The following is a 25,804-nucleotide window of genomic DNA, read 5'->3' on the forward strand; positions in this document are numbered from 1 at the left end:
CGCCGCTCACGGATCGTAGCGAAACACCTTGTCCCGCGCCTTGGCGCCGCGCACCAGGGTCAGGCTCGATTTCGGCACGCCGAGCGCGCGGGCGAGCAGCTTCTGCACGGCGGCATTGGCCTTGCCGCCCTCGGGAACACTCGTGACCAGCACCCGGAGCCCCTCGGGCCCTGCCTCGACGGCATTTCGCGATGCCCTGGGCGTCACCCGCACGGCGATCTCCGCCCCGGGCTCCGCAAATTCCGACAGATCCGCCTTTGCCATCGCCTCTTTCCGTTCCTGGCCCGCCCCCCTAGGCTAGCCCGGGCAGGCAGGGAGAACCACGGATGCGGACGGGCTTTTTCTGGGATGAACGCTGTTTCTGGCACTCTGGCGGCAACTACGCCCTGACCCTGCCCGTCGGCGGGCTGGTGCAGCCGACAATGGGCGGGCTTCCCGAGAACCCCGAGACCAAACGCCGGCTGGTGAACCTGATGCGGGTGACCGGGATGGACCGGCATCTCGCCATGCGCGGCGCCGAGCCCGCCAGCGAGGCTGAACTGGCGCGGGTCCACCCGCATTCCTACCTCTCCGAGTTCAAGGCCCTCTCCGACAGTGGCGGCGGCGAGATCGGGCTTCGTACACCATTTGGACGAGGCGGCTACGAGATCGCTGCGCTCTCGGCCGGACTCGCCCGCGACGCGTTGGTCGCCGTGCTGCGCGGGGAGGTCGAGAATGCCTATGCGCTCTCGCGTCCGCCCGGTCACCATTGCCTGCCAGAGTTCCCCAATGGCTTCTGCCTGCTGGCCAACATCGCTATCGCGATCGAATCGGCGCTGGATCAGGGGCTTGCCGGGCGGATCGCCGTGGTCGACTGGGACGTGCACCACGGCAACGGCACGGAGGCGATCTTCTACGACCGGGCGGAGGTGCTGACGATCTCGCTGCACCAGGAGCGCAACTATCCGCTCGACACCGGCGACGCGGAAGACCGTGGCGCCGGCGCCGGGCTGGGCGCCAACATGAACATCCCGCTGCCGCCGGGCACGGGGCACCGCGGCCATCTGCAGGCCATCGACCGCCTGGTGCTGCCGGCGCTGGAGGCGTTCGAGCCCGACGCGATCGTCGTCGCCTGCGGGTTCGATGCCTCTGCCGTCGACCCGTTGTCGCGGATGCTCGCCAGCGCCGAAACCTTTCGCGCCATGACGCAGCGCCTGCGCGCGGCGGCGGACGACCTCTGCGACGGGCGGCTCGTGCTGGTCCACGAGGGCGGCTACTCGGAGGTTTACGTCCCGTTTTGCGGCCACGCCGTGCTCGAGGCGTTGTCCGACGCCCCCGTGGCGGCCCCCGACCCGCTGGCCGAGACCGTCGCCGCGCGCCAACCTGGACCGCGGCATGACCGGATGGTCGAGGGGCTGATCTCGGATCTGGAGGAAGTGTTCCGGCAAGGATAGGAAGGGGCAAAGCCCGATCCAACGGAGGCCCCATGCCGGACCCGAACCAAGCCGCCCTCGATTTCCTTCTGACCCGGCGCTCCCGCCCGGCCAAGACCCTGCGAACGCCGGTGCCGGACGAGGCCGCACTACGCACCCTGCTCACGGTCGCCGCCCGCACGCCCGACCACAAGAAGCTGGAGCCCTGGCGTTTCATCGTGCTGGAGAAGCCGGCGCTGGAACGACTAGCGCTGATGGTGCCTGACCGCGCAAAGGCCCTCGGCATCGCGCCGGAGACCGCCGAGAAGATGGTCCGCCAGTTCGCCGATGCCGATCTCGTCGTCGCCGTGATCGGTGTGCCGCAGGACAATGACGCGGTGCCCGAGATCGAACAGATCCTTTCGGCCGGCGCCGCCTGCTATGGCCTGCTCTCCGCCGCCCTCGCCGCCGGATGGGGCGCCAACTGGCTGACCGGCTGGGCGGCCTTCGACCGGCCCTTCGTCGAGACCGGACTGGGGCTGCGCAGCCATGAGTTCGTCGCGGGCTTCATCCACATCGGCACCGAGACCAGCGCCCCGCCGGAGCGACCGCGCCCGAACCTGGACGCGATCACGGAATGGCAGCGTAAATGAGGATCCTCGGCGATTTCGCACGCGCGGTCGGCCAGATCCCGGACCCGCGCTTCCTGCGCGTCCTGCTCCTCGGCCTGGGCCTGACCCTCGCCCTTCTGATCGGCGCGACCCGGCTCTTTGCCTGGCTCGCGGGCTGGCTCGTGCCGGAGAGCTTCACGCTCTTCGGACTCACCATCGACTTCGCCGGCGGCATCGCCTCAGGCGCGGCGGTGCTGGTGATGCTGGTGGCCTCGGTCTTCCTGATGGTGCCCGTGGCGTCGGCCTTCACCGGTCTCTTCCTCGAACAAGTCGCCGAGGCAGTGGAGGCCCGATTTTATCCTCATCTGCCCCCGGCCACGCCGGTCCCGATGGGCGAGGCGCTCAAGGACACGGTCAATTTCCTCGGGGTGATCATTGCGGTGAACCTGCTTGCCCTGATCCTGTATTTCTTAGTCGGGCCGTTTGCGCCGGTCCTCTTCTGGGCGGTCAACGGCTTCCTGCTCGGACGGGAATACTTCCAACTCGTCGCCATGCGTCGGGTCGGCCGCCAAGGGGCGATTGCCGCGCGCCGGCGGCACATGCCGGAGATCTGGCTCGCCGGCGGCCTGATGGCAATTCCGCTATCTTTGCCGGTGATCAACCTCTTCGTGCCGATCCTCGGCGCAGCGACCTTCACGCATCTCTACCACCGGCTGGAGCCGCAGGACGCCCGCGTCAGTTAGCGGCGGGCGCCTTGTCCCAGTTCTCCCGGAAATAGTCCCAGGCGTCGACCCGGGTGCCGTCGGTCAGCACGCAATAGCCGCGCTGACCGTCGGCCTCGGTCTCGATCACGTATTGCCCCCCGCTCTCGATGCAGAACGTGGCCGCCGGGTGCGCGGCCGCGGTGGTGTTGGCCTGTGCGCCCGCTGCGGCAAGGGCCAGCAGGCCGGCGACGGATAAGGCGGTCGGATCGTTCAACTCACTGCTCCCCGGACAACTCACTGCTCCCCGGATGCGGATGCGCCCGACCCCGGCCCGAACCGGTGGAACAGGTCGAAGTCGTCGACCGTTATGGTTCCGGTGAGGATGATGGCGCAGGTGATGGCCCAGAGCGGCAGCGTGATCGCCGTGACGAGCCGAGCCTTTCGCTTGAGGTTCGGGTTGGTCGGGGCCGAGCGCGGGGTACCTGGCGCCACATCCCCGGCCTCGTGCTGCGTCTGAAGCCTGAGCGGCAAGACGATGAAGAAGACCATGAACCAGATCACGGCCAACAGAACAAGGGCGGAGGTGATTGCCATGGATCAGACCTGCTCCAGTTCGATCAGGCAGCCGTTGAAGTCCTTCGGGTGCAGGAACAGCACGGGCTTCTTGTGGGCGCCGATCTTCGGTTCGCCATTGCCGAGCACGCGTGCGCCCTGCGCCTTGAGCTTGTCGCGGGCGGCGATGATGTCCTCGACCTCGTAGCACATGTGGTGGATGCCGCCCGAGGGGTTCTTTTCGAGGAAGCCGGCGATCGGGGAGTTCTCGCCCAGCGGGTAGAGCAGCTCGACCTTGGTGTTGGGCAGTTCGATGAACACCACCGTCACGCCGTGGTCCGGCTCGTCCTGCGGCGCGCCGACCTTGGCGCCGAGCGTGTTGCGGTATTGCTCTGACGCGGCTTCGAGATCCGGTACCGCGATGGCGACGTGGTTGAGACGACCGATCATGATCAGCTTCCTCCTGAGTGGATATGCGCCGCCTTATCGCTCCGCAGGCCCACCCTCCGCAACCCTGCCAGCCTGCGGCGCAGGGTCCATTTACCGCTCGTTAGGCAGAATCGCCCTTAATCGACTCAAAGGTTGAAAGGAACTGCCATGACCGACGACCTCAGCATCGAGATCCCGTCCCGTAAGCCGTCGGCCGACCGGCCGCTGCAGGGGCTCACCGTTCTTGTGGTGGAAGACAGCCGCTTCGCCAGCGAGGCGATGCGGCTATTGTGTCTGCGCAGTGGCGCCCGCATTCGTCGTGCTGATTGCCTGGCCTCGGCGCACCGGCATCTCGCCGTCTATCGGCCCTCGGCGGTGATCGTCGATCTCGGGCTCCCCGACGGCTCAGGCGCCACGCTGATCCGGGAGATCGCGCAATCGGACCAGCCGGTGCCTGTGCTGCTCGGCACCAGCGGCGACGACGCCGCCGAAGCGGTCGCCATCGCGGCCGGCGCGCACGGGTTTCTGCAGAAGCCGATCACCAGCCTGGCAGTGTTTCAGCAGGCCATCCTGTCGAACTATCCCGGATCGGTCGCACCCAATTGCATGCGCCTGGTCTCCGCCGAGCGGGTCACGCCCGATCCGCTGGCTTTGCGGGACGATCTCAGCCACGTGGCCGAGATCCTCGCCTCGCCCATGACCCGGCAGAAGTTCGACTATGTGCGCCAGTTCCTCTGCTCGGTGGCCTTCAGCGCCTCCGACGACAAGCTGGCCCGCGCGGCGAACCGGCTGGCCTGGGCCTCGCAGCCGGATCCCAACGCGCGGGCCGCGTTGGCGGAAGTCACCAGCCTCGTCGAAATGCGGATGACCGGCACCGGCGCGTTCTGAGCCGCCAGTTCATAGGCCGCACCGGACCCGGCGTTCGCCGGTCTCCGCGTCAGAGGATCACTTTGCCGATCCCGCCCATGTCCAGACCGGGAAAGATCGCGCCCTCGAGGGTCGCGCGATCGAGGCCCAGAAGTTCGCGCATCGCCGCTGCCGCGTAGCTTCGGACATCGGCCGTCGGCATCAGGTCGCGCCCGGCATAAAGATCGCCCTCCCCCAGCCCCGGCCAGTCCCGATGGACGAGCCCGCCTCGCACCGCGCCGCCTGCCATCAACATCGCGCCGCCGGTGCCGTGGTCGGTGCCGCCGGTGCCGTTCTCGCGCGCGGTACGGCCGAATTCGGTCATCGCGAGTACCGCGGTCTTGCCCCAGACCGGCCCGAGGCCGAGCTTGAGCGCCAGGATCGTGTCGGAGAGTTGCGCCAAAGCCCGGCCAAGGCCCTGCGACTGGCCCCTGTGGGTGTCCCAGCCGTTGATCGAAAAGGCCGCGACCCGGGTGTCGGCGCGTAGGCGGTTGACCGCGAACTCGGCCACGCGCAGATGCCCGCCGCCGGTCGTGGCAGCCTCCATCATCGATTGCATCGCCGCCATGTCCGGCCCGGCGTCCTCCAGCGAGCCGGCAGCCGCAAGCTCGCCGGTCAGCCGCAAGGCCTCCTCGGAGGCCGCGTGGAACAGCGGATCCTGCTCGTAGATCCGGTTCAGGAGCAGCTCCGCCTGCGGCGAGAGCGCAAGCCTGGTCCCGGGCGCCCAGTTGGCGACCGGCGCCGCGCCCTTCAGGATCAGCAGGTCCTCGCGCCCGATCGCATAGGCAGTTTCCGGCTCCAGCCCTGGCACCGCCTGCAACATGCGGTTCAGCCAACCGTCGCGCCCAACCTCGCCGCCGGGCACATCGGCGGTGCCGGCTTCCAGCAGGTCCTGCCCGTCGAAATGGCTGCGCTTGTCGCGGTAGGGCGTGGAAACCGCATGGGCGAAGGAGAGTTCGCCCGCCGCCCAGAGCGGCATCAACGGCGCAAGGGCCGAATGAAGCGCGAAGAACCCGTCGAGATCCGCCGCGCCGGCCGCCTCGCCGACCTTGAGCGCGTTGCCCCTGAGGCCGGCAAAAGCCGGATCGCCGTAGGGCTGCACCACATCGAGTCCGTCCATCCCGCCGCGCAGGATGATCACGACGAGCCGCATGTCCCACGGCGCCGCCGCGAGCGACACCGGCGTCATGAACGGGCTGGCCGCGGCGGTGCAGCCGAGCGCCGCCCCGGTCAGCAGGAAACGACGGCGGTCGAAGGTCGCTTTGCGTGTCATGGCGCGCTCCTAGCGGCGTTGGAATTCCGGGGAGGCGAGGACAATCCCCACCCCGTCCCCGCGGGTCTCGGCGGCTCCGGCCGCAAAGACCAGTTGTTCGGACGCCATGTCGCCAAGGGCCGTCGCGACGAAGGCGCGCGGGTCGGGCATGTCGCCGCCGAAATGGCGCTGCAGCCCCATGGCCCAGGTGATCCGAACCGCGAGCCCCTGCGGCGTGATCCATGCCTCCGCCTCCTCGGGCCAGCCGTCGGGGCCGGACGGGTTCTGCCAGGGCTGTCCCATCATCTCCAGCGGGCGCAGGACGAGCCGCTTGAACGCCTTGGGATCCATCTCCGCCATCTCCTGCCCCGTCATACCGAGTGCACGCAGGCTTGAGACAATGAAATCAGTGGGTTGCTTCGCTTTCTGAAGGCGCGGCTGGGTGGCGGAGGGATGGGCCAGCAGGGTGCCGGTCACCGCACCGAGGTCGCCACCGGTCTCGAGGAAGGCCGCTTCCAGCGCAGCGACCAGCTCGGCATCCGGCTGATCCGAGACGAAGTGAACAGCCAGCTTGCGCGCGATGTGACGCGCGGTATCGGGGTGCACGGCGAGATCGTCGAGCACCTGTTCCACGTCCTCCAGCTTCGGCTTGCGCCGCCCGTAGTTCCGCCCCAGCACGGTCTCCGGCCCGGGCTCGCCGCGGTTCTCGTTGAAGGAAAACCCGTTGATCGCGTTCCCGGTCAGCCCGGCAAAGAGCTCCGCCAGTTCACGCACGTCGTCTTGCCCGTAGCTGCCCCCGACGCCCAGCGTGTGCAGCTCCAGCACCTCGCGGGCGAGGTTCTCGTTCAGCCCGCGGGCTGGCCTTGTCCTCGCGAAAGCGGAGTTCGGACCGACGGAGGCGCTCTGGTCGAGATAGAGCAGCATCATCGGGTGCTTCACCACCGCGCGCAGCATGTCCGAGAACCGCCCGGCAACATGTGGACGGATCGCCTCCTCGGCAAAGATCGACACACCCGCGCGGGTATCGGTGCTCTTCCCCAGGACCGTGAAATGATCGGCCCAGAACCAGGTCAGCCGCTCGCGCAGGCCGTCGTCGGTGTCCAGCCCGCGCGCCAGCGTCTGGCGCGTCAGGTCCCACTGCCGGGCCTGAAGTTCGCGGCGCAGCGTCGACTTGCGGTCGAGGTCCGCCTCGCTGGCGGTGCCGGCACGCCGTCGGTCGTTGACCTGCTTGATCTCCGCGATCGCCGGAAAGAGCGAGGTGAAGGCCGGGATCGGATAGGCGGCAGCCATCCGGTCCGGGCCGGCAAGCGCCGCCAGCATGGCGTCTGCGCCTGGCGGGTCCGGGATACGCGGCGACCGCCCGGTGCCGAAGCGGATCGCGGCAAGGTTAGGATCGAGTGTCAAGAATGCCTCCGCGACGATGATCGCCCCATCATGCAGTCAATGAGGGGTGCAGGTCCCGGATATTCAATAGCATTGCGAGCAACGCGGCGCACGAGGCATGCAGTTGCGCCGTTTTCCGCCGCAGGTCCATGCCCGGAGAGGCCCGGACAAGGAAACGCCCGGGCGGTGGCCCGGGCGCGGCGGCGGTGCCGTTCAAGGCTGTATCATTCCTTCTCGATCACCCGCAGCGACAGTTCGCGAAGCTGTTCGTTGGTGGGCAGCGAGGGCGCGCCCATCATCAGGTCTTCGGCGCGCTGGTTCATCGGGAACATGATGACCTCGCGGATATTGGCCTCGTCGGCGAGCAGCATGACGATCCGGTCGATCCCGGCCGCGCAGCCACCGTGCGGCGGGGCGCCGAAGCGGAAGGCGTTGACCATGCCGCCAAAGCGCTTGATCACCTCTTCCTTCGGGTAGCCAGCGATCTCGAAGGCCTTGAACATGATCTCCGGCTTGTGGTTCCGGATCGCCCCCGAAAGGATCTCGTAGCCGTTGCAGGCGCAGTCGTATTGGTAGCCCAGCACCTTCAGCGGATCGCCTTCCAGCGCCTCCAGCCCGCCCTGCGGCATCGAGAACGGGTTGTGCTCGAAATCGATCTCGCCGGTCTCCTCGTCCTTCTCGTAGATCGGGAAGTCCACGACCCAGCAGAAGGCGAAGCGGTCCTTGTCGGTCAGCCCGAGCTCGTCGCCGATCACGTCGCGCGCCTTGCCGGCAACCTTCTGGAAGGCCTCCGACTTGCCGCCAAGGAAGAAGGCCGCGTCGCCCTTGCCCAGGCCGAGCTGCTGGCGGATCGCCTCGGTGCGTTCGGGGCCGATGTTCTTGGCCAGCGGGCCCGCGGCTTCCATGCCGTTCTCGCCATCGCGCCAGAAGATATAGCCCATGCCGGGCAGCCCTTCCTGCTGGGCGAACTTGTTCATCCGGTCGCAGAACTTGCGCGAGCCACCGGTGGGCGCCGGGATCGCCCGGATCTCGGTGCCGTCCTGCTCGAGCAGCTTGGCGAAGATCGCGAAACCGGAGCCGCGGAAATGCTCCGAGACGTCCTGCATCTTGATCGGGTTGCGCAGGTCCGGCTTGTCGGTGCCGTACCACAGCGCCGCGTCACGGTAGGAGATCTGCGGCCAGTGCTTGTCGACCTTGGCGCCCTTGCCGAACTCTTCGAAGACGTCGGTCAGCACCGGCTGGATCGTGTCGAACACGTCCTGCTGGGTGACGAAGCTCATCTCCATGTCGAGCTGGTAGAAGTCGGTCGGCGAGCGGTCGGCGCGCGGGTCTTCGTCGCGGAAACAGGGGGCGATCTGGAAATAACGGTCGAAGCCCGCGACCATCATCAGCTGCTTGAACTGCTGCGGCGCCTGCGGCAGGGCGTAGAACTTGCCCGGGTGCAGGCGCGAGGGCACGAGGAAGTCGCGCGCACCCTCGGGGCTGGAGGCGGTGATGATCGGTGTCTGGTATTCGCGGAAGCCCTTGTCCCACATGCGGCGGCGCATCGAGGCCACCACGTCGGAGCGCAGCTTCATGTTGTCCTGCAGCTTCTCGCGGCGCAGGTCGAGGTAGCGATAGCGCAGCCGGGTCTCCTCCGGGTATTCCTGATCGCCGAAGACCATCAGCGGCAGTTCCTCGGCGGCGCCCAGCACCTCGATGTCGCGGATGAAGACCTCGACCTCGCCAGTCGGGATCTTGGGGTTCACCAGCGCGTCATCGCGCGCCTTCACCTCGCCATCGATCCGGATGCACCACTCGGAGCGTACCTTCTCGACCTCGGAAAAGGCCGCGCTGTCCGGGTCGGCCAGCACCTGCGTCACGCCGTAATGGTCGCGCAGGTCGATGAACAGGATGCCGCCATGGTCGCGCACCCGGTGCACCCAGCCGGAGAGACGGACGGTTTCGCCCACGTTGGCGCGGGTGAGGTCGGCGCAGGTCATGCTGCGATAGGCGTGCATATCGGGGCCCTTTCGGCGGAAAATCTCGGTCCGCGCCGATACACCCCTTGAGGCGGAGGATGTCAAGCCGAGCCAGCACCGCCTTCCCCCGCGCCGCAGGCGCGCCCGGCCCAAAAGGATGATGGGCCGCAAGGCCCTGAAGACGGGCGGGAGCCGTCGGTCACTTGTCGGATCGCTCGATCATCGAGCCGACAGCCCGTCCGTTGCCGCGAGTGGCGGCGTGCTCAGCGCAGGCTCGGCGGGTCGTCGGGGTCCATTCCGGGCGGGGCGATCTCGGTCACTTCCGACCGGGCCGGTTCCGGCAGGTCGAAACGCAACCCCACCCTGGCCAGCCGCGCGGCAAGCGGGTCGCTTGCCGCGATGAAGGCCACGTCCATCTCGCCGGCTTCCAGCCCGGAAAAGGTCAGCGCCTCGCCCGCGGCGGAGGCCAGCGCCCGTTCCGCGCCGGGCACCGTGTCGACAAAGGCGAGGAGGTGTCCGTTGCGGCCGCTGTCATACTGCACCGCAACCAGGAAGGCGAGGCGCGCGAGGCCGGCGGCGACGGCCAGCTTCGCGTCGAGCCCGCTGAGCAGGCTCTCGGGCACCGACCGGGGCGCCGAGACCTCGCGCGGGCGCTCCTCGGCCTCCTGCGGACCATGCCCGAGCATGTCGGCCAGCCAGTCGACGGCCTGGGCCGGAAGGATCGTCTCGGAGGCCGGAACCCCGAGGTTCACGCCGAGCCCGATCCCCTGCCCCGCCAGCATCTTCACCACGTGACGCCCCGAGAGCGCGGCAAAATCCGCCTCCGCGCCGACGAACTCCGCGAGCCGCAGCTCCCGGTCGAACACCAGCACCACCGGCCCGACCCCCAGCGGAAACACCTTGGGCTCGATGCTCTCGCCGTCGGCCTCGCGCTCGAGCAGCAGGAACAGCTCCGAATCGGCAAGTCGTTCATGGAAGCGCATCCGCGCGGCATCGCTCTCCGGCTTCGCTATCATCGCCTGGTGGGCCCGGTCGAGGGCGGTCGCCTCGTCGTTCATCGCATCGTCTCCTGCACCTGTCGTCGCAGAACCGGCAGCAGGTCGGTTTCGAACCAGGGGTTCCGCTTCAGCCACGCCGTATTGCGCCAGGACGGATGGGGCAAGGGGAATACCCCCGGCGCATGGTCGCGCCACCGCTCCACCGTCCGGGTGACGCCCCCGGCCGCCGCTGCGCCGAGGTGGTATTTCTGGGCATAACCGCCGATGACGATGGTCAGCTGGAACGGCCCAGACCAGCGGAGCGCCTCGGCCCGCCAGGTGCGCGCGCAGATCGGCGGCGGCGGCAGGTCCGAACCCTTGCGGTAGCCGGGGAAACAGAAGGCCATCGGCATGATCGCCACCCGGTCGCGGTCGTAGAAGCTGTCGCGGTCGAGCCCGAGCCAGTCGCGCAGCCGATCGCCCGAGGGATCGTGGAACGGTATGCCCGCCTCATGCACCCGCGCGCCCGGCGCCTGCCCCACGATCAGCAGTCGCGCGCCGGGGCGGAACCACACCACCGGCCGCGGCGCATGAGCCGTCTCGGTGGCGGCAAAGCGCTCGGCGCAGAGGCGGCAGGCGGATATGCGGGCGGGCAGATCTTCCATTCTGCGAGGGTATCTGGTGCCGGTCCGGAGATCATGCAAATCCGCCATTGCGATATTTCTAGAAATATAGAAATATGTTCGCATGACGACTCACAGCCCTCCCTCCGCCGCCCCGGGCATCGCGCTCGAAATCGCCGCCTCGACCTTTGCCGCCCTCGGCTCCGAACAGCGGCTGAGCGTGTTGCGCAGCCTTGTCCGCGCCGGGCCCGAGGGGCTCTCGATCGGAGAGCTGGGCGAACGCTGCGGGGTGACCGGCTCGACGCTGACCCACCACGTCAAGACGCTCACACAGGTCGGGCTGGTGAAGCAGACGCGCAAGGGCCGCAGCGTCATCTGCGCTGCCGTCGCCTATCACGAGATCCGCGCCCTGACCGACTTCCTCCTCTCCGAATGCTGTGCCGACAGCACCAACCCACAGGATCACCATCGCCATGAGTGACACCACCCAGACCCCCTCTCCGCTGCCGGCCTTGTGGCGCAGGACCGACAAGGTCTGGCTGCTGATCGCCGCGATCCCGCTGGGCATCGCACTGTTCGACGCGCCGCAGGCGTTGGACACCGTGACCTTCGCGCTCGGCGCACTGGCCCACACCGCGCCATTTATCCTGTTTGCGGTTCTGGCCGTCGCCTATCTCAAGGCGACCGGCGCCGAAACGCTGCTGGCCCGTGCCTTCGAGGGGCGCGAGACGCGGATGATCCTGCTCGCCGCCATGGCCGGCGGGCTCTCGCCTTTCTGTTCCTGCGAGGTCATTCCCTTCATCGCCGCCATGCTGGCCATCGGCGCCCCGCTATCAGCCGTCATGGCCTTCTGGCTTGCCTCGCCGCTGATGGACCCGGCGATGTTCATCATCACTTCCGGAACACTCGGCCTCGATTTCGCAATCGCCAAGACGCTTGCGGCGGTTGGCGTTGGACTGATGGGCGGCTTTTGCGTCAAGCTCTTCGCCAACTCCGCCGTCTTTGTTGACCCGCTGCGCGAGAAACCGCAGACAAGTTCCTGCTGCTGCTCGAAAAAGCCCTTCTCCGGGCAGCCGGTCTGGAGGTTCTGGACCGAGCTGCCCCGGCGCGAGACCTTCGTCTCCACCGGCCGTACCAATGCGATTTTCCTCGCGAAATGGCTGTTGCTCGCCTACATCCTCGAGGCTCTGATGCTCACCCATGTTCCGGCCGAGTCGATCGCGCGCCTGCTCGGCGGCGAGGGGCTCTGGCCGATCCTCGTGGGTGCCCTTGTCGGCGCACCGGCCTACCTCAACGGCTATGCCGCGGTGCCACTGATCGACGCGCTGCTGCAGCAGGGAATGTCGAACGGGGCCGCGATGTCCTTTGTGGTCGCCGGCGGGGTCAGTTGCATCCCGGCCGCGGTGGCCGTCTGGGCGCTTGTCAAGCCGCGGGTCTTTGCCGGCTACATTGGCTTCGCCCTCTCCGGCGCCGTGCTGGCCGGAATCGCCTGGTCGCTCGCCGCCTGATCCCGGCGCATCGGATGCTGAAACCGGCTGGGCCGCGGGAGGAATGATGCGCGGCCCTTTGCGTTGGACCGCCTGCGCCATTCACGACATACTGGCGCCCAAAACGCCTGCGATGTTTACCACAAGGAAACCCCGTGGGCCCAAAGTCGCGATAATTGGCCCCGCCTGGAACGGTGCATGATCGAGTTCAACAATGTCAGCAAGTCCTTCTGGACCGGCACGCAGCGCAAGGTCATTCTCGACCGCGTGAACCTGCGGGTGGAGCTTGGCCGTTCGCTTGGTATCCTGGCGCCCAACGGCACCGGAAAGACGACGCTGATCAACATGATGGCCGGGCTGGAGAAGCCCGACGAGGGAGAGATCCGGCGCAGCTGCCGCGTCTCCTTCCCGCTCGGTTTCATGGGCGGGGTCGTCCATCGCCACAGCGGCACCGAAAACGCCCGCTACATCGCCCGCCTCTACGGGCTTGACCCGGATTACGTCGAGGCGTTCGTGCGCTGGATGTGCGATCTCGAGGAATATTTCGAGATGCCGGTGGGCACCTACAGCCAGGGCATGAAGTCCCGGTTCAGCTTTGCACTGATGCTGGCGCTGGATTTCGAGATTTACCTGATCGACGAGGGCATGCCCAACACGACCGACGTGGAGTTCAACAGGAAAGCCGGGGCGATCCTGCGCGAACGGCTGAAGTACACGACCGTGGTGATCGTGTCGCATCAGGCCAAGACGCTCGAGAAATTCGCCCGCAGCGCCGCCGTCCTTCGCGACGGGAGGCTCCACATTTTCGACACCCTTGAAGAAGCGAAACAGCTCTATGACTACCAAGGCCAGGGCCAGGAAATACCGTCTCAGGCGCAGTGACGCGCTCGCCGAAGGCGTCTCGGCCGACGGGGTGGCGCGCGCCCGCGCCGCGATCCAGGCCGCGCGGAGCGTGACCGACGCACCCGAGCCCGACGCTGCTCCAAATCCTGCTAACATCGCCGACGCCCCCGCCGAAGCGCGGACCGGCGAGATCGCCACGCCACAGGACGTCGCCTCCGAGACCGACATCGCCGCGATCCGGCGCGAGGGGCTGACCGGGCGCCAGCTTCGCCTTGCCCGGCGCATGGCCCAGAAGCACGGGCTGGCGGTGACCTCGGATTTCGATGCCGTCCGCCAGCTCCGTGCCCGCGGGATCGACCCGTTCGAGCGCGCCGCGATGCTCGAACTCGTGCCGACCGAAGGCCGCACCGGCACGTCCGAGGCGAATTACCACCTGCCGCAGACCGTGGAGCCCACCAAGCCCCCCGCCCTGCCCGAGGTTCCGCTCTCGCTGCCCGAGGACCGCGCCGGCGAGATCTATCGCATTCAGCAGGACATCGCCCGCCGTCGCCGCCGCAACACGATGGCGCTCTTCGCCCGCCTTGCCGTCTTCGTTTTCCTGCCGACGCTGCTGGCCGGCTGGTACTACGCCGTCATGGCGACACCGATGTACGCCACGAAATCCGAATTCGTGATCCAGCAGGCCGACATCTCCGCCTCCCCCGGCGGGCTTGGCAACCTGTTCCGCGGCACCGGCCTCGCCGTCCAGCAGGACAGCACGACGGTGCAGTCCTACCTGCAGTCGCGCGACGCGATGCTGCGGCTCGACGCCGATCTCGGCTTCAAGGCGCATTTCCAGCAGGACTGGATCGACCCGATCCAGCGGCTCGACCCGGACGCGACCAACGAGGCCGCCTACAAGCTCTACACCCGCAACGTCCAGGTCGGCTTCGACCCGACGGAAGGCATCCTCAAGATGGAGGTGATCGCCGCCGACCCGCAGACCAGCCAGGCCTTTGCAGAGGCGCTGATCGGCTATGCTGAGGAGCAGGTCGACCAGCTGACTCAGCGGCTGCGCGAGGACCAGATGTCCGGCGCGCTGCAAAGCTACGACTCCGCCGAGCAGAAGGTAGCCGATGCGCAGGACCGCGTTCTGGCCCTTCAGGAAGAGCTTGGCGTGCTCGACCCGGTCTCCGAGACCGGCTCGCTGATGCAGCAGATCACCACTTTCGAGGTCCAGCTTTCCGAGAAGAAGTTGATGCTGGAGCAGCTGCTCTCGAACCCCCGCCCGAACGAGGCGCGCGTCGCCGGCACGAGCGGCGACGTCGCCCGGCTCGAAGCGCTGATCGAGGACCTGCGCGGTTCGATGACCGAGAGCGGCACCGGCAAGGCCTCGCTGGCACGCATCAGCGGCCAGCTCCGCATCGCCGAGGCGGAAATGACCACCCGGCAGCTTCTGCTCCAGCAGGCCGCCACGCAGCTCGAGATGGCCCGGATCGAGGCCAACCGGCAGGTGCGCTACATGGCCGTCGGCGTGCGCCCCGTCGCGCCGGACGAGCCCACCTACCCGCGCGCCTTCGAGAACACGCTGCTGGCATTCGCGATCTTTGCCGGTATCTACCTGATGGTATCGCTGACCGCCTCGGTGCTGCGCGAACAGATCTCTGCTTGAGGACCCAACCATGATCGACGTAACAGTCGGGCCGCTGACCATCGGCAACGACCGCCCCCTCACCGTGATCGCAGGCCCCTGCCAGCTGGAAACCGCGGAGCATGCCCTGATGATCGCGCGTGCGATGTCCGACGCCAGTGCCGCCGCCGGCGCAGGCTACGTGTTCAAGGCTTCCTACGACAAGGCCAACCGGACCTCCGTCTCCGGGCGTCGCGGCCCCGGCATTGCGGCGGGCCTCGAGATCCTCGCCCGCGTGCGCGAGGAAATCGGCTGCCCGGTCCTCACCGATGTCCACGCGCCGGAGCAATGCGCCCCGGCCGCCGAGGCCGTCGACATCCTGCAGATCCCCGCGTTCCTCTGCCGGCAGACCGACCTGCTGCTCGCCGCCGGCAAGACCGGCGCGGTCGTCAACGTCAAGAAGGGCCAGTTCCTTGCCCCCTGGGACATGGACAACGTCGCGGCCAAGGTCGCCTCGACCGGCAACAGTCGCATCCTGCTGACCGAGCGCGGCAGCTCCTTCGGCTACAACACGCTGGTAACCGACATGCGCAGCCTGCCCCGGATGATGCAGACCGGCTACCCCGTGGTGATGGATGCAACCCACGCAGTACAGCAACCCGGCGGGCTCGGCGGCGCCAGCGGCGGCCAGCGCGAATTCGCCCCGGTGCTGGCCCGCGCCGCCGTCAGCCTCGGAATTGCGGCCGTCTTCATCGAGACTCACGAAGCCCCCGACACCGCCCCGTCCGACGGCCCCAACATGATCCCGCTCGCCGAGATGCCGGCCCTGATCGGGACGTTGATGGCATTCGACCAACTCGCAAAGGCCACGCCCCTCCGCATCTGAGAGGGGCGGCAGGCAAATGCAAAAAATATTCACAAGGGTCTTGCGGTGCCCAGAGGCTGCAAGTATGAACCGCTCCGCTGCTGGGGTGTAGCCAAGTGGTAAGGCAGCGGTTTTTGGTACCGTGTACCGTAGGTTCGAATCCTACCACCCCAGCCATGAAATCCTTCCCGGACCAAAAAACCCAAGGAAATCAACGCCCCTCCAGGGCGCGGATTTCGACATCCTCCCGTCCCGGCGAGACTGTGACACAAACTGTGACACACGCCCCGCCGACCGGGCCTGCCGCGCGTCCCGATGGACGCCCCGATCGGCGCCATAGACCAGCCGGGCCGTACCTGCTCCGCCGGGGCGCCATCTTCTACTTCCGCAAGCGCTTACCAAACGTCATCTCAGAAAAGTGCCAGAAAAAATTTCTGTGCCTGTCGCTGCGAACCCCTCTCCCCGCGGAGGCGATGGAAAGGGCCGGTCGGCTCCTCCTCGCCTACCAACGCGAAGAGGCGAAAGTGATGCAAGATCTGAACAATCAGACACTGACAGAAGAAAAGGCGACCGTGATCCTGGGCGAGATGCTGCGGCTCGAACTCGCACGGATCCTCCACGACCAGGATACCGCCCCGATCCGCTCCGACGCGGCGATCGATGCCCTGATCGCCGAGCTCGAAGCTCGCTCCAGCCGCCTGCGCCGCGCGGCGCGGCGCAATGACTTCGCGCAGGTCGAGGCGCCCGTTGTCGATGCAGCCTGCGCCGTCGGAGCGCCCCTGCAAACGCCCCTGCAACCGTCGATCGGTCGCCGGGCGATCGAGCTGGCGCGGGAGATTCTCGACATCGAGGCCAATGTACTCGACGGAGACGACCTGCGCACGGCGGCCGCGACCAGCGTTTCCCGGTTTTCCGACGCGTCGGTGGATGACTTCGTGAAGGCGCCGGTGCTGATCTCGGCGGCGAAGGCCCGCACCTTCGAGCTCTACCCGAGCCCGAGCATGAAGGGGAACATCGAGGCACCGGCCAGGCTGCTCCTCGAGTTCTTCGGAGATATCGCGGTTTCTTCGATCAGCGAGGCCGACCAGAAGGCGTTCTTTGCCTGGATGGCGCGCCTGCCGAAGACACATGGCAAGGCCCACGGGAAGAACCGCTTCTGCCGCAATGCCCCCAAGGATCCATCGAAGGCGCAGTGCAGCAAGAACGAGGAGATCGCGGCGGCCGACGCAGCGGATGCGGCTATCATGGAAGATATCCGGGGAATGAACCACGTCTCGGACATCGAGAAGCGCGCCTTGCTCTCCGAACGCCTGACGCCCCGCATCACCATGGCGACGCTGAAGCGCAACCGTGACGGGCTGAACCGGATCTTCAAGGCTGCCGCCGACCTGGGCTGCAAGCCTGCGCCGGAGGCGATTTCCTACAAGGCCGTCGAACGTGCCGTGCAGGAATCCCAGCCACGGGATCGACTGTTCGTTCGGGTGACCCAACCCAAACTCCGCCTGCCCTGGACCGAGGAGCGTCTGTCGAAATTCCTTACCAGTCCGCTTTTCACCGGGTGCTTTTCTGAACACCGGCGCTGGCGGCCCGGTCGGGTGATCATCCGGGACTCGCTCTACTGGGTTCCCCTGATCCTGCTCACCATCGGCAGCCGGATCGAGGAGATCCTGTTGCTCAAGCGCAAGAACCTGATCCTGCGCAACAGCGTCTTTTGCCTCGCGATCGGCCTCGATCCGGACCAGGGCGGCAAGACCGAGGATGCCAAGCGCATCGTCCCGATCCCGCAGCTGCTTCTCGATCTCGGCTTCGTCGAGTGGATCCAGTCGCGCCCCGAGTCCCACGGCCCGCTGATATTCCCGGAGGCCGCCGCCCGGACCTCGATCGGCGACGTGACCGGCCCCTTCAGCAAGTCGCTGAACCGGATTCTCGAGCGCCTCGGCCTCAAGGACTTCGATGAAGATCTCTATGCCATGCGCAAGACCCTGAGTTCGATGCTGCGCGCCGCCGATGTCACCGATGGCGAACGCCAGGCGATCGCGGGACACAAACATGGGTCCATCCTGAACCGCCACTACACGGCGCATTACACCCGCAAGCTGAAGGACGCCGTCGACAAGGCGGAGTTCGACCTCACGATCCGGTTCGACCCGAAGCTCGGATTCGCCACGATCGCCTCCTGCGGCCTTTCAGGCGGCACCGTCTACGATGTCGATGTGACCCTGGACGATCTCGGTGAAGCCGAGGGGATCTCGATCAAGGTCGAGAACAGGGCCGAGCCGGTCTTCCACTTCGATCGCATCGACCAGACGACCGGCGAAAGGCACTGCCAGTCGGCCGTCCGGGAAGCGGCACGCCGTTTCCGCGACGTCGTTGACGGATGCACGCTCAATCTTCCGCGGCATCACCTGAAGCGCCTGGCGGTCGAGCATTTCCAGGCGCTCGCTTAGCAAACGGGCGTCCCGGTCCATAGGCCCCAGGTCAAACGACTTGGGGCCAATATAGGCGGTCAGTGTCGGAACCGCGCGCCCTTGCCGCTTTCGGCAGTGGACATTGCCCCGCGCGCTCGCGGGGCTGGTGGTGGGCCGCACAGGGGCGGGGTCCTGTCGGTCCGAAGGCCGGTTCCCGAAACGACGCGCGACGGCCGAACTACCCTGGCATCGCGAGTCCGAAGTCCCGCACGACTTGCCGCACCCGGACGCAGCCGGCGAGGCGCCGGTGAGCAGACAATCCGGAACTTCGGAAACTGTGATAGTCCGCTGAATCGAAACCGAGGTAGACGTCCCACCCGATCGCTTCCAGCACCGCTCGGGAGAATGTCGCGAGACCGCGACGCCCATCGGATTCGACGTCGATTCCGCAGAGACAGGGCCTGCGTCCGGACCAGCCATACGGCGTGAAAACCGTCACGCAGAGGTCCGGAAGCCCGGTTTCCCGGGCGAGGTACGCCGCGAGGTCGGATCCATCGCGCTCGAGCCGTTGCCGGAGATCAGCGGTGTCGCCGTGGTTTTTCCTGATGTCGTGCATGGTATTGAGTCCCATTTGGACTTCGACGCCGCGCGTCCGAAGTCGGATTTCGGAGAGTGCTGGAGAGGTTGCCCGGCCGCCCGAGGCGGCCGGGAAAGGTCGTCACTTCCGGCGAACGCTCGGAAGATCCGACAGCTTCGAGAGATGCCATCGCACCGCTGCATCGAGGTCCGGAGGGACAGGGAAACCATCGAGCGCGGACCGGGGCGGCTCCAGCAGGAATTCCTGCAGGGCCTCGATCAGGAATTGCAGGAAGTCCTGGTCCGGCGCCGCTTTCCCGATCTCCTCTTCGAGATCCTGCAGCACCGTTCGGGCGTTCCGGTTCCCGATGGCGGAAATCACCCGCGCCAACCCGTTCCCGTGTGTCGACAGGAAACCGTCGATGGCCGAGTGGAAATCGGGCGACGGAACCGATCCCGCCGTGGTGTCGTTGAAGTCGCGCATGAGCGCCTCCTCGGGCGACGGCCGCGGCGGATGCCGCGATTGCCAGACCGTCGCCTTCAAGACCCGCCACTCGAGGCGGCGGGCTCGGTTCACGCTGCGTCGGCTCCGAGGCTTGCTGCACCCTCCTCGTCGACCAAGGCCTGCAGTGCGCCCCGCAATCCGTCGGTCAGAAGGCAGATTTCCTCGACCCGCGGGTCCATGGGATCGATTTCGGAGAAACAAGCACTCTCGATCCGCTCGGGGTCGCCCACATGCTGCAACGAGAGAAGCGCAAGCAGCCCCGCCAGCCGGCGGCGAACGCCACGCGTGGCAAGGCCGCCGCGACCAATCCCGTCGAAGAGCACCCGCACAAGCGACAGGCCGTCCCTGCCGCCCAGGAGTCCCGCTGCAGAGAGGAGCGCTCCCCGATGCTCGTCCAGGAACCCGAGAAGCGAGTTCTCGGCCGGCGATATCTCGTCCTTCGCGGCGAAGGACGGGTCGAATTGAAATGTCATGAGACAGACCTCTGGTTGCCGCCCGCCATCGCGCGGGTCAAGTCGGTCGCGTCCGTTCCTTGCGGATCTTCCTTTGCGGCGTTGTCTCACCGGGATGACAACGCCGCAGAGGAGGTCCGCAGCAGTCACCCCCAATCGCAGATCTCAGCAGCTTGTCTGCGTCGCTGCCGCGGCCGATCTCGGGATCGTGCCCGGCCTCGGCCAGGGGCAATGCCGTTTGGTTCCCGAACGCCGACGTACCGCGCATCGAACGGACCGCTTCGAGCATTTGCCGCAAGGCGGCAGACTGTGGATGCGCCAAGACGCACACCGTCGGCCATGGCCCGGTATCACGCCGGGCTGTGGCCCCATTTTGCTCCGGGATTGACACGTTCTCGCGTCGTGGGTCCGGCTCTCGACGCAGTCACAGGACCAGACATCGTTCGGACGCTCTGGGCACAGGCGGATACCTGCTCACCTGGCAGGCGAGCGTGAGTGGTGACGATGACCGCGACGACGCAAACCGCGGCGCGTTTCAACCCTTCGGCTCCATCAGTTGGGTCAAGGCTGGTATCTCCGCTCTGCGAGAGTGTGGACATGCAATTTCGAAACCGACGCCTACGCGGTGCCCCTGAGCCTCGGTCCGGCAAAGGTGATCCGGACCGACAGGACATTGGTCAACATCTTCGCCGAACCGAAAAAATACGTCTGGACGAGAGGTGATGGACAGCCGGAATAAGACGTGTGCGCAGGGGTCAACTCCAGTTCTGAAACCTGCGGCGCTCGCAGCAAAAGTCCGTGGCCGGTCACGGTTGCCTTTTCTCCTCGATTAGCCGTTAGCCTCAGGACCTTTGAAATCCCGGTAGAGGCCCCAAACGGCCGCCAATACCGGTTGCGGCATTCTGCAGGGAGGGCGGATTGCCGACATTCGCTGCTACCATCGCGTAGGTCCGCAGTGCGTAAAAATCGGTCGTTCAGTTTCTTTTGCCGCCCAGCAACGTCCCACCCTCAGCGGCCATTCGTTGGGCTTTATCGAACGGCCATGACAGAGCCAAACCGGAAGTGCGACCGTCTGCGTGGTCCCACTCTAAGTTTGGGGCGCGCCGCGGATCGATCCGGTTCAGTTGACCTGTTCGATCTCCGGGAAGGTCCAGCTGCCGTCGAGGATTTCCGCGCGTGGCTCATAGAGGCGGATGGAATGGTTCCAGCCGGGCGAGATCGGGATGCAGTTGATCCGGCCATCCTCGCAGCCGCCGAAATGCAGCGTGTAGGACCCGTCGTCATTCGGCGTGGCGCTGACGTTGTTGTAGCTGTTCACGCCAAGATCGTTCGGTTCCAGGTAGCCATCGGCGTTGTAAACCGTGACCGACCAGAACGCGTCGACCGGCACGTCCTTGACCGTGACCGCATGCGGGGTCTCGCCGTCATTGGCCTCCACGCCGTCGACAACATAGGACGCGGCGGTGCGCGGCAGTCCACCCCACCCCGCAGCGGCACCGACGAGGTGGTCGATCGGGCGGGTCTGCTCCCTCGTGCCAAACGCATATCTTGCGTCAAAGCCAAGCACAGCGATATCGCTCAGCGCCTTGCGGGCCACGCCGAGGCTTTCCAGATCCCAGTCAGGGGCCTCGAATGGCCCGGAGCCGCCACCGCTCACCTGTATCGCGTCCTGCGCGGCATGAGCCTCTGCGATGTCGTCCGGGTTGCCGACGTCGGCAAAGGTGCGGAACGCCACGAAGGCAAAGCGGGTACCGACCTCATCCTCGGTTAGCGTGTAGGTCCCGGGCTTGGCCTCGGCAAACAGGTAGTGATCCTGATTGATCACGAGCATCGATTGATAGCGCCCGTCCGCGTCGGGCAGGGTGATTTCCGCAGGCTCCGACAGATCCAGCATCAGGCCCGAATACAGCGTGTCCTGGTTCATTCGGATGACGGCCTGATTGTCCGGAGTGATGGGGTCGCGCACATGGGCAAATTTGCCAAAACCTATCCCGTACATCTCCATCTGCGAGCGGATCATGTGATCGGTTTCAGCGCGCACGAAGGTCTCGACCGTGACCTCTTTGGCAAACGCCAGCGTCGGTGCGCAGAGCGCGAGCGTCAGTATCAGTTTCGATTTCATTTCCATTTTCATACCCTTCAGTTTGCAGGAACGACGCCCGGAAAGGTCCAGCTGCCATCGATGACCTCTGGCCCGGGCCGGTACATCCGCACGACGTAGTTCCACCCCTCCACCAGCGGCAGGCAATTCACACGATCGTCTTCGCAACCGCCAAGATGGATCGTCATCGAGCCGTCGTCGTTCCGCGCCCCCATGACCGAATTCACGTTGTAGGCGTTCCGGTCGTTCTTTTCGAAGAAGCCGTTTTTGTTGTAGAGGCTGACGGACCAGAACGCCTCCACCGGCACATCCGCGGGAACGTCGATCTTGTATTCGCCAACAGGCAGCCCCGGATCGGCGCCATCATAGAACGCCTCGCGTTCGGGCAGGCCGCCCCAGCCGATGGCGGTGTTGAGCAGGTGGTTGATCGGGTCGACCTCGTCCTTCGGGCCAAAGGCGCCAGAGCTGTCGGCCAGGAATGGCAGCAGCGCGTTTAGCCCTTCGACCAAAGCCTCGTAGCTCTCTTCGTCATAATCCGGCAGGATGAATGGCTGCGACGATGCAGCTTCGATCGTCATCTGATCCTGAATCGCATGCACCGCCTCGACGTCTTTAGGATCGCTCGCATCCACAAGCGTGCGCATGAAAACAATGACATAGGGCGTATCAAAACTCTCTTTGTCGAGCGTGTAACTGCCCCCGCCGTGGAACACATCGTTGATAAAGTGGTCCTGGTTGACGATCATCGCGGACATGTACCGCTCGCCCACCTCGGGCAATGTCAGCGTCGCGCCCTCGCTGATATCGACGACCGCCGTGCTGTAGAGCGTGTCGAAATTCATGCGGATGGTCGGCTGGTTCTCCACGTCCCCCGGCTCGCGGAAGTGGAAGAAACGGTTCACACCACCGGCGAGAGACACGTATTTGGCCAGTTCGATATCGGTCGCGGCGCGGGCGAAGTTGCCGATCATCACCGGGATTTCCCGGGCTTCGATCAAGGCATCTATCGTATCGCTCGTGAATTGAGCATTGGCGACACCCCCGATGAAGGCCCCTCCAACAAAGGCGAGTGAGATGGGTGCAATCCGGCAATAGGTCATTTTTTCCTCCCCCTATCCAGCGGTGCATGGACATGGCGCTTCAGCTCAGTCGAACGCTCGGAACGTTTCCCGAACCGCAATATCCACGGCCCCGGCCAGCAACATGCCCGGATCGTCATCGCAGGCGTCTTCCAGTTCCTCGACAAACTCGTCCTTGAGGCGCGCACGGTCGTTTTCGTCCGGAACCTCCGCCATGACATCGATCTGGCGATTGAAGAGAGACACCATGGCCATCAGCCGCACGATCTCCGCAACCTGATCCTCGTCATCGCCGTAGCTGTCGAGAACGCTTCCGCAGCTATGGTGCATATGGGGTTGGGCCGCGGCGATAGCCTCGTCCATTATCTCGTCGGCCTGCGCAACGCTGCCGAGGGCGAGCAGGCAGGCCGCCGCCGTGGCACGTTTCCTGATGCGACGTGTCATTCGAAATCTCCCTGTGTTTCGCTGTCCAACCATGGGGCCGCCGGAAGACCGGCTTCACTTTCTCGCGCCCGCGATCGCTCCGACAACAGCGCCGCCCTTCGCGCCCTTGTTCCCCCCGACAAGGTAGCCGACGCCCGCGCCCACAACCGCACCGCCAACCGCGTTCTCGACCTGTTTGTTCGCCACGGCGGGCGAAGGCAGTGTGACGCTCAATGCCACCGCCAATGCGAATGACATTCCAAGGGCGGTTGGTTTTCCGAGCATGAGGACCTCCATTCCAGTTGTTTGACGAGCGATGCAAAGAAGCATCTTTCCGTGTGAAACCCTGACACTCGGCAACCTGGACGACGCTGACGCTGACGCCGGCGTCCGCATCACCCCTTCGGGAACACAAACTGAACCTGCAGGCGGAACCGCCAGTCCTCCGGCCCGCCCTCGGGGCTCTCCAACCAATTGCCGACGCCGGCCTGGATATTGATGGGCTTGCCGCCAATAATCGCCAGCTTGGACACCGAGGCATTCAGGGGCACGGACCAGCTTTCCGTTTCCCAGTCATAGGTGCTTTCGCTCTGGAGCGAATACGTCCACGCGCCCTTGGTTGAATAGGCCACGAAGGGCTGGACGAAACTGGCATTGGTCGGCGCCGCCGGATCATCCTCCAGATCCCACAAGTGGTTGGCCAGCATGCCAACGGTCCACGGGCCCGTCTGCTTCAGCACAATGCCGGTGACGCCTGCGGCCCATGTCTCGCTGGAGACATCGGAATAGGTCGGGAAGCGGACCACAGGACCAACACCCCATGTCAGGTTCGTCTCGGTGGTCCGGGAATACCACGCGCTCGCCAGAACATCACCGAAGCCGCTCTGGGAGGTGCCGGGGATCACGTCTTCCTGCCAGACATAGGGGATGATCGTTCGTGTGATGATGGTGGCGCCGTTATCGAGCGCAAAGGGGATGATCGGCTGCAGGTTCAACGTTGTCCGGTTGCCTTCATTCGTCACGCCGAGATTGTCGTCATGGTTGAGTTGGAACGGCACCGAGATGATGGCCGCGAGCGGGTTTGCCAGCTCCTGCGCAAGGTCGGCGGCGTCCTGCGCAAGTGCCGCTGTGGGAAAGCAAAGACCACCGATTGCCAGTGATAGATGAAGACGTGTGGTTGTCATCTTGTGGGCCTCCCTGCGACAGTGTTCCAAGAACAGGGCCAGTCGGTGGTTTCACCCTGCCGACAGGATACCATTGCATCACCGGACATTTTGCGACAATGCGATCCCATGCATGGTAAACTGGTGAACCTCATCGAACTCGCGCACGTCGTCGACCTGCTTGATCGGTTCGCGGGGCGGTTGATCGTCGACAGGTCGCTTCAGTTGGCGGGACTCGATCGCACGATGCTCGGCGGTGTGGCCGGTTTCATCCCCTATGCGTCTGAAGCCGTCCTAATCGACTCGGTCGCCCGTGCGATCGGCGACCGCCACCTCGGCGCGCGTATCGGGCGGGCCTTCGACTATTCGACCTATGGCGCTTATTCACATTTCGTGCTGGGCGCGCCGGATCTGGCCTCGGCATTTGAACGGGGGCGGCGAGCCTTGCTGTTTACGCATCCCGGCTCGGAGATCACCCTGCGAGAGACCGCAACGCATCTGGTCGTTGGACGCGATTCCAAAGGCCTGTCCGTGGTCGGGCATCACCACCTTGACGAAGGCGCGCTGTTTGTCATCGGCAAGGTCGCCCGCCATTTCCTGGGCTCCGATTGGACGCCGGATTGGGTCGAGGTGCCGGAAACCCACGCCCGCGAAATCGCGGTCCTTGGAGATCTCTCGGGGACCACGATCCGCGCAGGTGCCCAGGTGCCGGGCGTCGCCATTCGCCTGACGGACCTCGCGGCGCTCAACCCCGGTCCACCGCAACCCGAAAGAACAATGACCCTCGGCGAGTTGGGATTCCTGATGAACATCGCGCCGGCTCAAACCATGGAAGAAGCCGTGGTTCAGATGTTGACCATCACATCCGCAACCGGCCAGACGGATGAGCGCACCATCGCCCGGTTGCTTGCCATCGGACCGAGGTCTCTCCAACGCGCCTTGAGGGACCAGGGCACGACCTTTCGCCAGGTCCGGGCGCGGGTCGTCTCGGATCGTGCACGGTCGCTTCTTTCGGAAACGGACATGCCCCTCGCCGAGATCGGCAAGCTGTTGGGATACTCAGATCCGAGAAGCTTCCGGCGAGCCTTCAAGGATGCAACAGGGCTTTCCCCGAGCGCTTTCCGGAAGGCTGAACAAGCACAATGAACAATGGGCGGATGTCAGGCTCAACCGTTCCAAAGCAACCGGATTGCGGGCGATTGCTGAGATGCTGCTACAGATGGCATAGTCGTCCACTGCCCCGTCGACTCGAAGCTAAGCTGTTGGCAGTAGCTTTTGAGATCCGCAATTCTGAACGGCAGATATGTAGCCATCTCGGTCATCGGAGCGTTGCTCACCGAAAGCCTGAAGACCGCCCTTGTCGACCAATGCTGCGCTCGGAATATGCCTGCATGGGGCTCATCGCGGTCGTTCGCCGTGTGAAGCATGAATGACTGGCTTGGGCCGAGGGTGTGTGAAAACTCCGCGCCATGATATCCTTTTCGTGCAGGCGGGAGGGGTTTCA

Annotated in this window: 28 protein-coding genes and 1 tRNA gene; 12 read left to right on the forward strand and 17 right to left on the reverse strand. The window is 65.7% G+C overall.

Annotated features, from left to right (window positions below; genetic code table 11):
* Window positions 1–6: 6 nt before the first annotated feature.
* Window positions 7–264: a DUF167 domain-containing protein gene (locus ACFQ2S_RS01780; RefSeq protein WP_386072204.1), complete on the reverse strand. Its 258-nt coding sequence runs from the start codon at window positions 262–264 to the stop codon at window positions 7–9.
* Window positions 265–326: 62 nt separating this feature from the next.
* On the opposite strand from ACFQ2S_RS01780, the gene ACFQ2S_RS01785 reads away from it, so the two are divergent.
* Genes ACFQ2S_RS01785 through ACFQ2S_RS01795 form a run of 3 tightly spaced genes read left to right on the forward strand, consistent with a single transcriptional unit; the run spans window position 327 to window position 2,745 of the window.
* On the forward strand, window positions 327–1,433 hold the full coding sequence (locus ACFQ2S_RS01785; protein WP_386072206.1) for a class II histone deacetylase: 1,107 nt from the start codon (window positions 327–329) through the stop codon (window positions 1,431–1,433).
* Window positions 1,434–1,465: 32 nt separating this feature from the next.
* Complete coding sequence (locus ACFQ2S_RS01790; protein WP_386072208.1) at window positions 1,466–2,044, forward strand: nitroreductase family protein; 579 nt, start codon at window positions 1,466–1,468, stop codon at window positions 2,042–2,044.
* A complete protein-coding gene (locus tag ACFQ2S_RS01795) occupies window positions 2,041–2,745 on the forward strand; it encodes an EI24 domain-containing protein (protein WP_386072209.1) in 705 nt (234 codons plus the stop codon). The genes ACFQ2S_RS01790 and ACFQ2S_RS01795 overlap by 4 nt, the downstream gene beginning before the upstream one ends.
* On the opposite strand, the gene ACFQ2S_RS01800 is transcribed toward ACFQ2S_RS01795, so the two are convergent.
* The 3 genes from ACFQ2S_RS01800 to mce are packed head-to-tail and all read right to left on the reverse strand — an operon-like array spanning window position 2,738 to window position 3,708.
* On the reverse strand, window positions 2,738–2,980 hold the full coding sequence (locus ACFQ2S_RS01800; RefSeq protein ID WP_386072211.1) for a DUF333 domain-containing protein: 243 nt from the start codon (window positions 2,978–2,980) through the stop codon (window positions 2,738–2,740). The genes ACFQ2S_RS01795 and ACFQ2S_RS01800 overlap by 8 nt on opposite strands.
* Before the next feature lie 20 nt (window positions 2,981–3,000).
* On the reverse strand, window positions 3,001–3,300 hold the full coding sequence (locus ACFQ2S_RS01805; protein WP_386072213.1) for a DUF1467 family protein: 300 nt from the start codon (window positions 3,298–3,300) through the stop codon (window positions 3,001–3,003).
* A gap of 3 nt (window positions 3,301–3,303) precedes the next feature.
* Window positions 3,304–3,708: a methylmalonyl-CoA epimerase gene (mce, locus tag ACFQ2S_RS01810; RefSeq protein ID WP_089232157.1), complete on the reverse strand. Its 405-nt coding sequence runs from the start codon at window positions 3,706–3,708 to the stop codon at window positions 3,304–3,306.
* A gap of 147 nt (window positions 3,709–3,855) precedes the next feature.
* Between mce and ACFQ2S_RS01815 the strand changes: the two genes are divergently transcribed.
* Complete coding sequence (locus tag ACFQ2S_RS01815; RefSeq protein WP_386072215.1) at window positions 3,856–4,575, forward strand: response regulator; 720 nt, start codon at window positions 3,856–3,858, stop codon at window positions 4,573–4,575.
* 49 nt (window positions 4,576–4,624) lie between these two features.
* On the opposite strand, the gene ACFQ2S_RS01820 is transcribed toward ACFQ2S_RS01815, so the two are convergent.
* From ACFQ2S_RS01820 to ACFQ2S_RS01840, 5 genes are all read right to left on the reverse strand, one after another.
* Complete coding sequence (locus ACFQ2S_RS01820; protein ID WP_386072216.1) at window positions 4,625–5,866, reverse strand: DUF1501 domain-containing protein; 1,242 nt, start codon at window positions 5,864–5,866, stop codon at window positions 4,625–4,627.
* Between the two features lie 9 nt (window positions 5,867–5,875).
* The gene (locus tag ACFQ2S_RS01825) at window positions 5,876–7,249 is read right to left on the reverse strand and encodes a DUF1800 domain-containing protein (RefSeq protein ID WP_386072218.1); all 1,374 of its coding nucleotides are present in this window, start codon (window positions 7,247–7,249) and stop codon (window positions 5,876–5,878) included.
* Window positions 7,250–7,452: 203 nt separating this feature from the next.
* Window positions 7,453–9,228, reverse strand: a complete 1,776-nt coding sequence (aspS, locus tag ACFQ2S_RS01830; protein WP_386072220.1) for an aspartate--tRNA ligase — start codon at window positions 9,226–9,228, stop codon at window positions 7,453–7,455.
* A 224-nt stretch (window positions 9,229–9,452) separates the two neighbouring features.
* A complete protein-coding gene (locus tag ACFQ2S_RS01835) occupies window positions 9,453–10,247 on the reverse strand; it encodes an SseB family protein (RefSeq protein WP_386072222.1) in 795 nt (264 codons plus the stop codon).
* Window positions 10,244–10,831, reverse strand: a complete 588-nt coding sequence (locus ACFQ2S_RS01840; protein WP_386072223.1) for a uracil-DNA glycosylase family protein — start codon at window positions 10,829–10,831, stop codon at window positions 10,244–10,246. Before ACFQ2S_RS01840 ends, ACFQ2S_RS01835 begins: the two co-directional genes overlap by 4 nt.
* An 82-nt stretch (window positions 10,832–10,913) precedes the next feature.
* On the opposite strand from ACFQ2S_RS01840, the gene ACFQ2S_RS01845 reads away from it, so the two are divergent.
* From ACFQ2S_RS01845 to ACFQ2S_RS01875, 7 genes are all read left to right on the forward strand, one after another.
* Window positions 10,914–11,270: an ArsR/SmtB family transcription factor gene (locus ACFQ2S_RS01845; RefSeq protein ID WP_386072224.1), complete on the forward strand. Its 357-nt coding sequence runs from the start codon at window positions 10,914–10,916 to the stop codon at window positions 11,268–11,270.
* The gene (locus ACFQ2S_RS01850; RefSeq protein ID WP_386072226.1) at window positions 11,263–12,297 is read left to right on the forward strand and encodes a permease; all 1,035 of its coding nucleotides are present in this window, start codon (window positions 11,263–11,265) and stop codon (window positions 12,295–12,297) included. Before ACFQ2S_RS01845 ends, ACFQ2S_RS01850 begins: the two co-directional genes overlap by 8 nt.
* Before the next feature lie 177 nt (window positions 12,298–12,474).
* On the forward strand, window positions 12,475–13,158 hold the full coding sequence (locus ACFQ2S_RS01855) for an ABC transporter ATP-binding protein (RefSeq protein ID WP_386072228.1): 684 nt from the start codon (window positions 12,475–12,477) through the stop codon (window positions 13,156–13,158).
* Window positions 13,112–14,770, forward strand: a complete 1,659-nt coding sequence (locus ACFQ2S_RS01860; RefSeq protein ID WP_386072230.1) for a capsule biosynthesis protein — start codon at window positions 13,112–13,114, stop codon at window positions 14,768–14,770. Before ACFQ2S_RS01855 ends, ACFQ2S_RS01860 begins: the two co-directional genes overlap by 47 nt.
* Before the next feature lie 10 nt (window positions 14,771–14,780).
* Entirely contained in the window at window positions 14,781–15,614 is an 834-nt protein-coding gene (gene kdsA / locus ACFQ2S_RS01865) for a 3-deoxy-8-phosphooctulonate synthase (RefSeq protein WP_386072231.1), read from the forward strand.
* An 81-nt stretch (window positions 15,615–15,695) separates the two neighbouring features.
* Window positions 15,696–15,770 (forward strand) — tRNA-Gln (locus ACFQ2S_RS01870).
* Window positions 15,771–15,826: 56 nt separating this feature from the next.
* On the forward strand, window positions 15,827–18,040 hold the full coding sequence (locus ACFQ2S_RS01875) for a DUF6538 domain-containing protein (RefSeq protein ID WP_386072251.1): 2,214 nt from the start codon (window positions 15,827–15,829) through the stop codon (window positions 18,038–18,040).
* A 199-nt stretch (window positions 18,041–18,239) separates the two neighbouring features.
* On the opposite strand, the gene ACFQ2S_RS01880 is transcribed toward ACFQ2S_RS01875, so the two are convergent.
* The 8 genes from ACFQ2S_RS01880 to ACFQ2S_RS01915 form a co-directional block, all read right to left on the reverse strand.
* Window positions 18,240–18,617 carry a hypothetical protein gene (locus tag ACFQ2S_RS01880; protein WP_386072233.1) on the reverse strand — a complete coding sequence of 126 codons (378 nt, stop codon included), beginning with the start codon at window positions 18,615–18,617 and terminating at the stop codon, window positions 18,240–18,242.
* 102 nt (window positions 18,618–18,719) lie between these two features.
* The gene (locus ACFQ2S_RS01885; protein WP_386072235.1) at window positions 18,720–19,061 is read right to left on the reverse strand and encodes a hypothetical protein; all 342 of its coding nucleotides are present in this window, start codon (window positions 19,059–19,061) and stop codon (window positions 18,720–18,722) included.
* Between the two features lie 89 nt (window positions 19,062–19,150).
* On the reverse strand, window positions 19,151–19,555 hold the full coding sequence (locus tag ACFQ2S_RS01890) for a hypothetical protein (RefSeq protein ID WP_386072236.1): 405 nt from the start codon (window positions 19,553–19,555) through the stop codon (window positions 19,151–19,153).
* 1,099 nt (window positions 19,556–20,654) lie between these two features.
* The gene (locus ACFQ2S_RS01895) at window positions 20,655–21,656 is read right to left on the reverse strand and encodes a DUF1254 domain-containing protein (protein ID WP_386072238.1); all 1,002 of its coding nucleotides are present in this window, start codon (window positions 21,654–21,656) and stop codon (window positions 20,655–20,657) included.
* A gap of 17 nt (window positions 21,657–21,673) precedes the next feature.
* A complete protein-coding gene (locus ACFQ2S_RS01900; protein WP_386072240.1) occupies window positions 21,674–22,735 on the reverse strand; it encodes a DUF1214 domain-containing protein in 1,062 nt (353 codons plus the stop codon).
* 45 nt (window positions 22,736–22,780) lie between these two features.
* The gene (locus tag ACFQ2S_RS01905) at window positions 22,781–23,158 is read right to left on the reverse strand and encodes a YmgD family protein (protein WP_386072242.1); all 378 of its coding nucleotides are present in this window, start codon (window positions 23,156–23,158) and stop codon (window positions 22,781–22,783) included.
* A 54-nt stretch (window positions 23,159–23,212) separates the two neighbouring features.
* A complete protein-coding gene (locus tag ACFQ2S_RS01910; RefSeq protein ID WP_386072244.1) occupies window positions 23,213–23,422 on the reverse strand; it encodes a glycine zipper 2TM domain-containing protein in 210 nt (69 codons plus the stop codon).
* Between the two features lie 110 nt (window positions 23,423–23,532).
* Window positions 23,533–24,321: a transporter gene (locus ACFQ2S_RS01915; RefSeq protein WP_386072245.1), complete on the reverse strand. Its 789-nt coding sequence runs from the start codon at window positions 24,319–24,321 to the stop codon at window positions 23,533–23,535.
* A gap of 21 nt (window positions 24,322–24,342) precedes the next feature.
* On the opposite strand from ACFQ2S_RS01915, the gene ACFQ2S_RS01920 reads away from it, so the two are divergent.
* Complete coding sequence (locus ACFQ2S_RS01920) at window positions 24,343–25,446, forward strand: helix-turn-helix domain-containing protein (protein ID WP_386072247.1); 1,104 nt, start codon at window positions 24,343–24,345, stop codon at window positions 25,444–25,446.
* Window positions 25,447–25,804 lie beyond the last annotated feature (358 nt).

It is taken from the genome of Tropicimonas aquimaris, assembly GCF_042676185.1.
Classification (GTDB): domain Bacteria; phylum Pseudomonadota; class Alphaproteobacteria; order Rhodobacterales; family Rhodobacteraceae; genus Tropicimonas; species Tropicimonas aquimaris.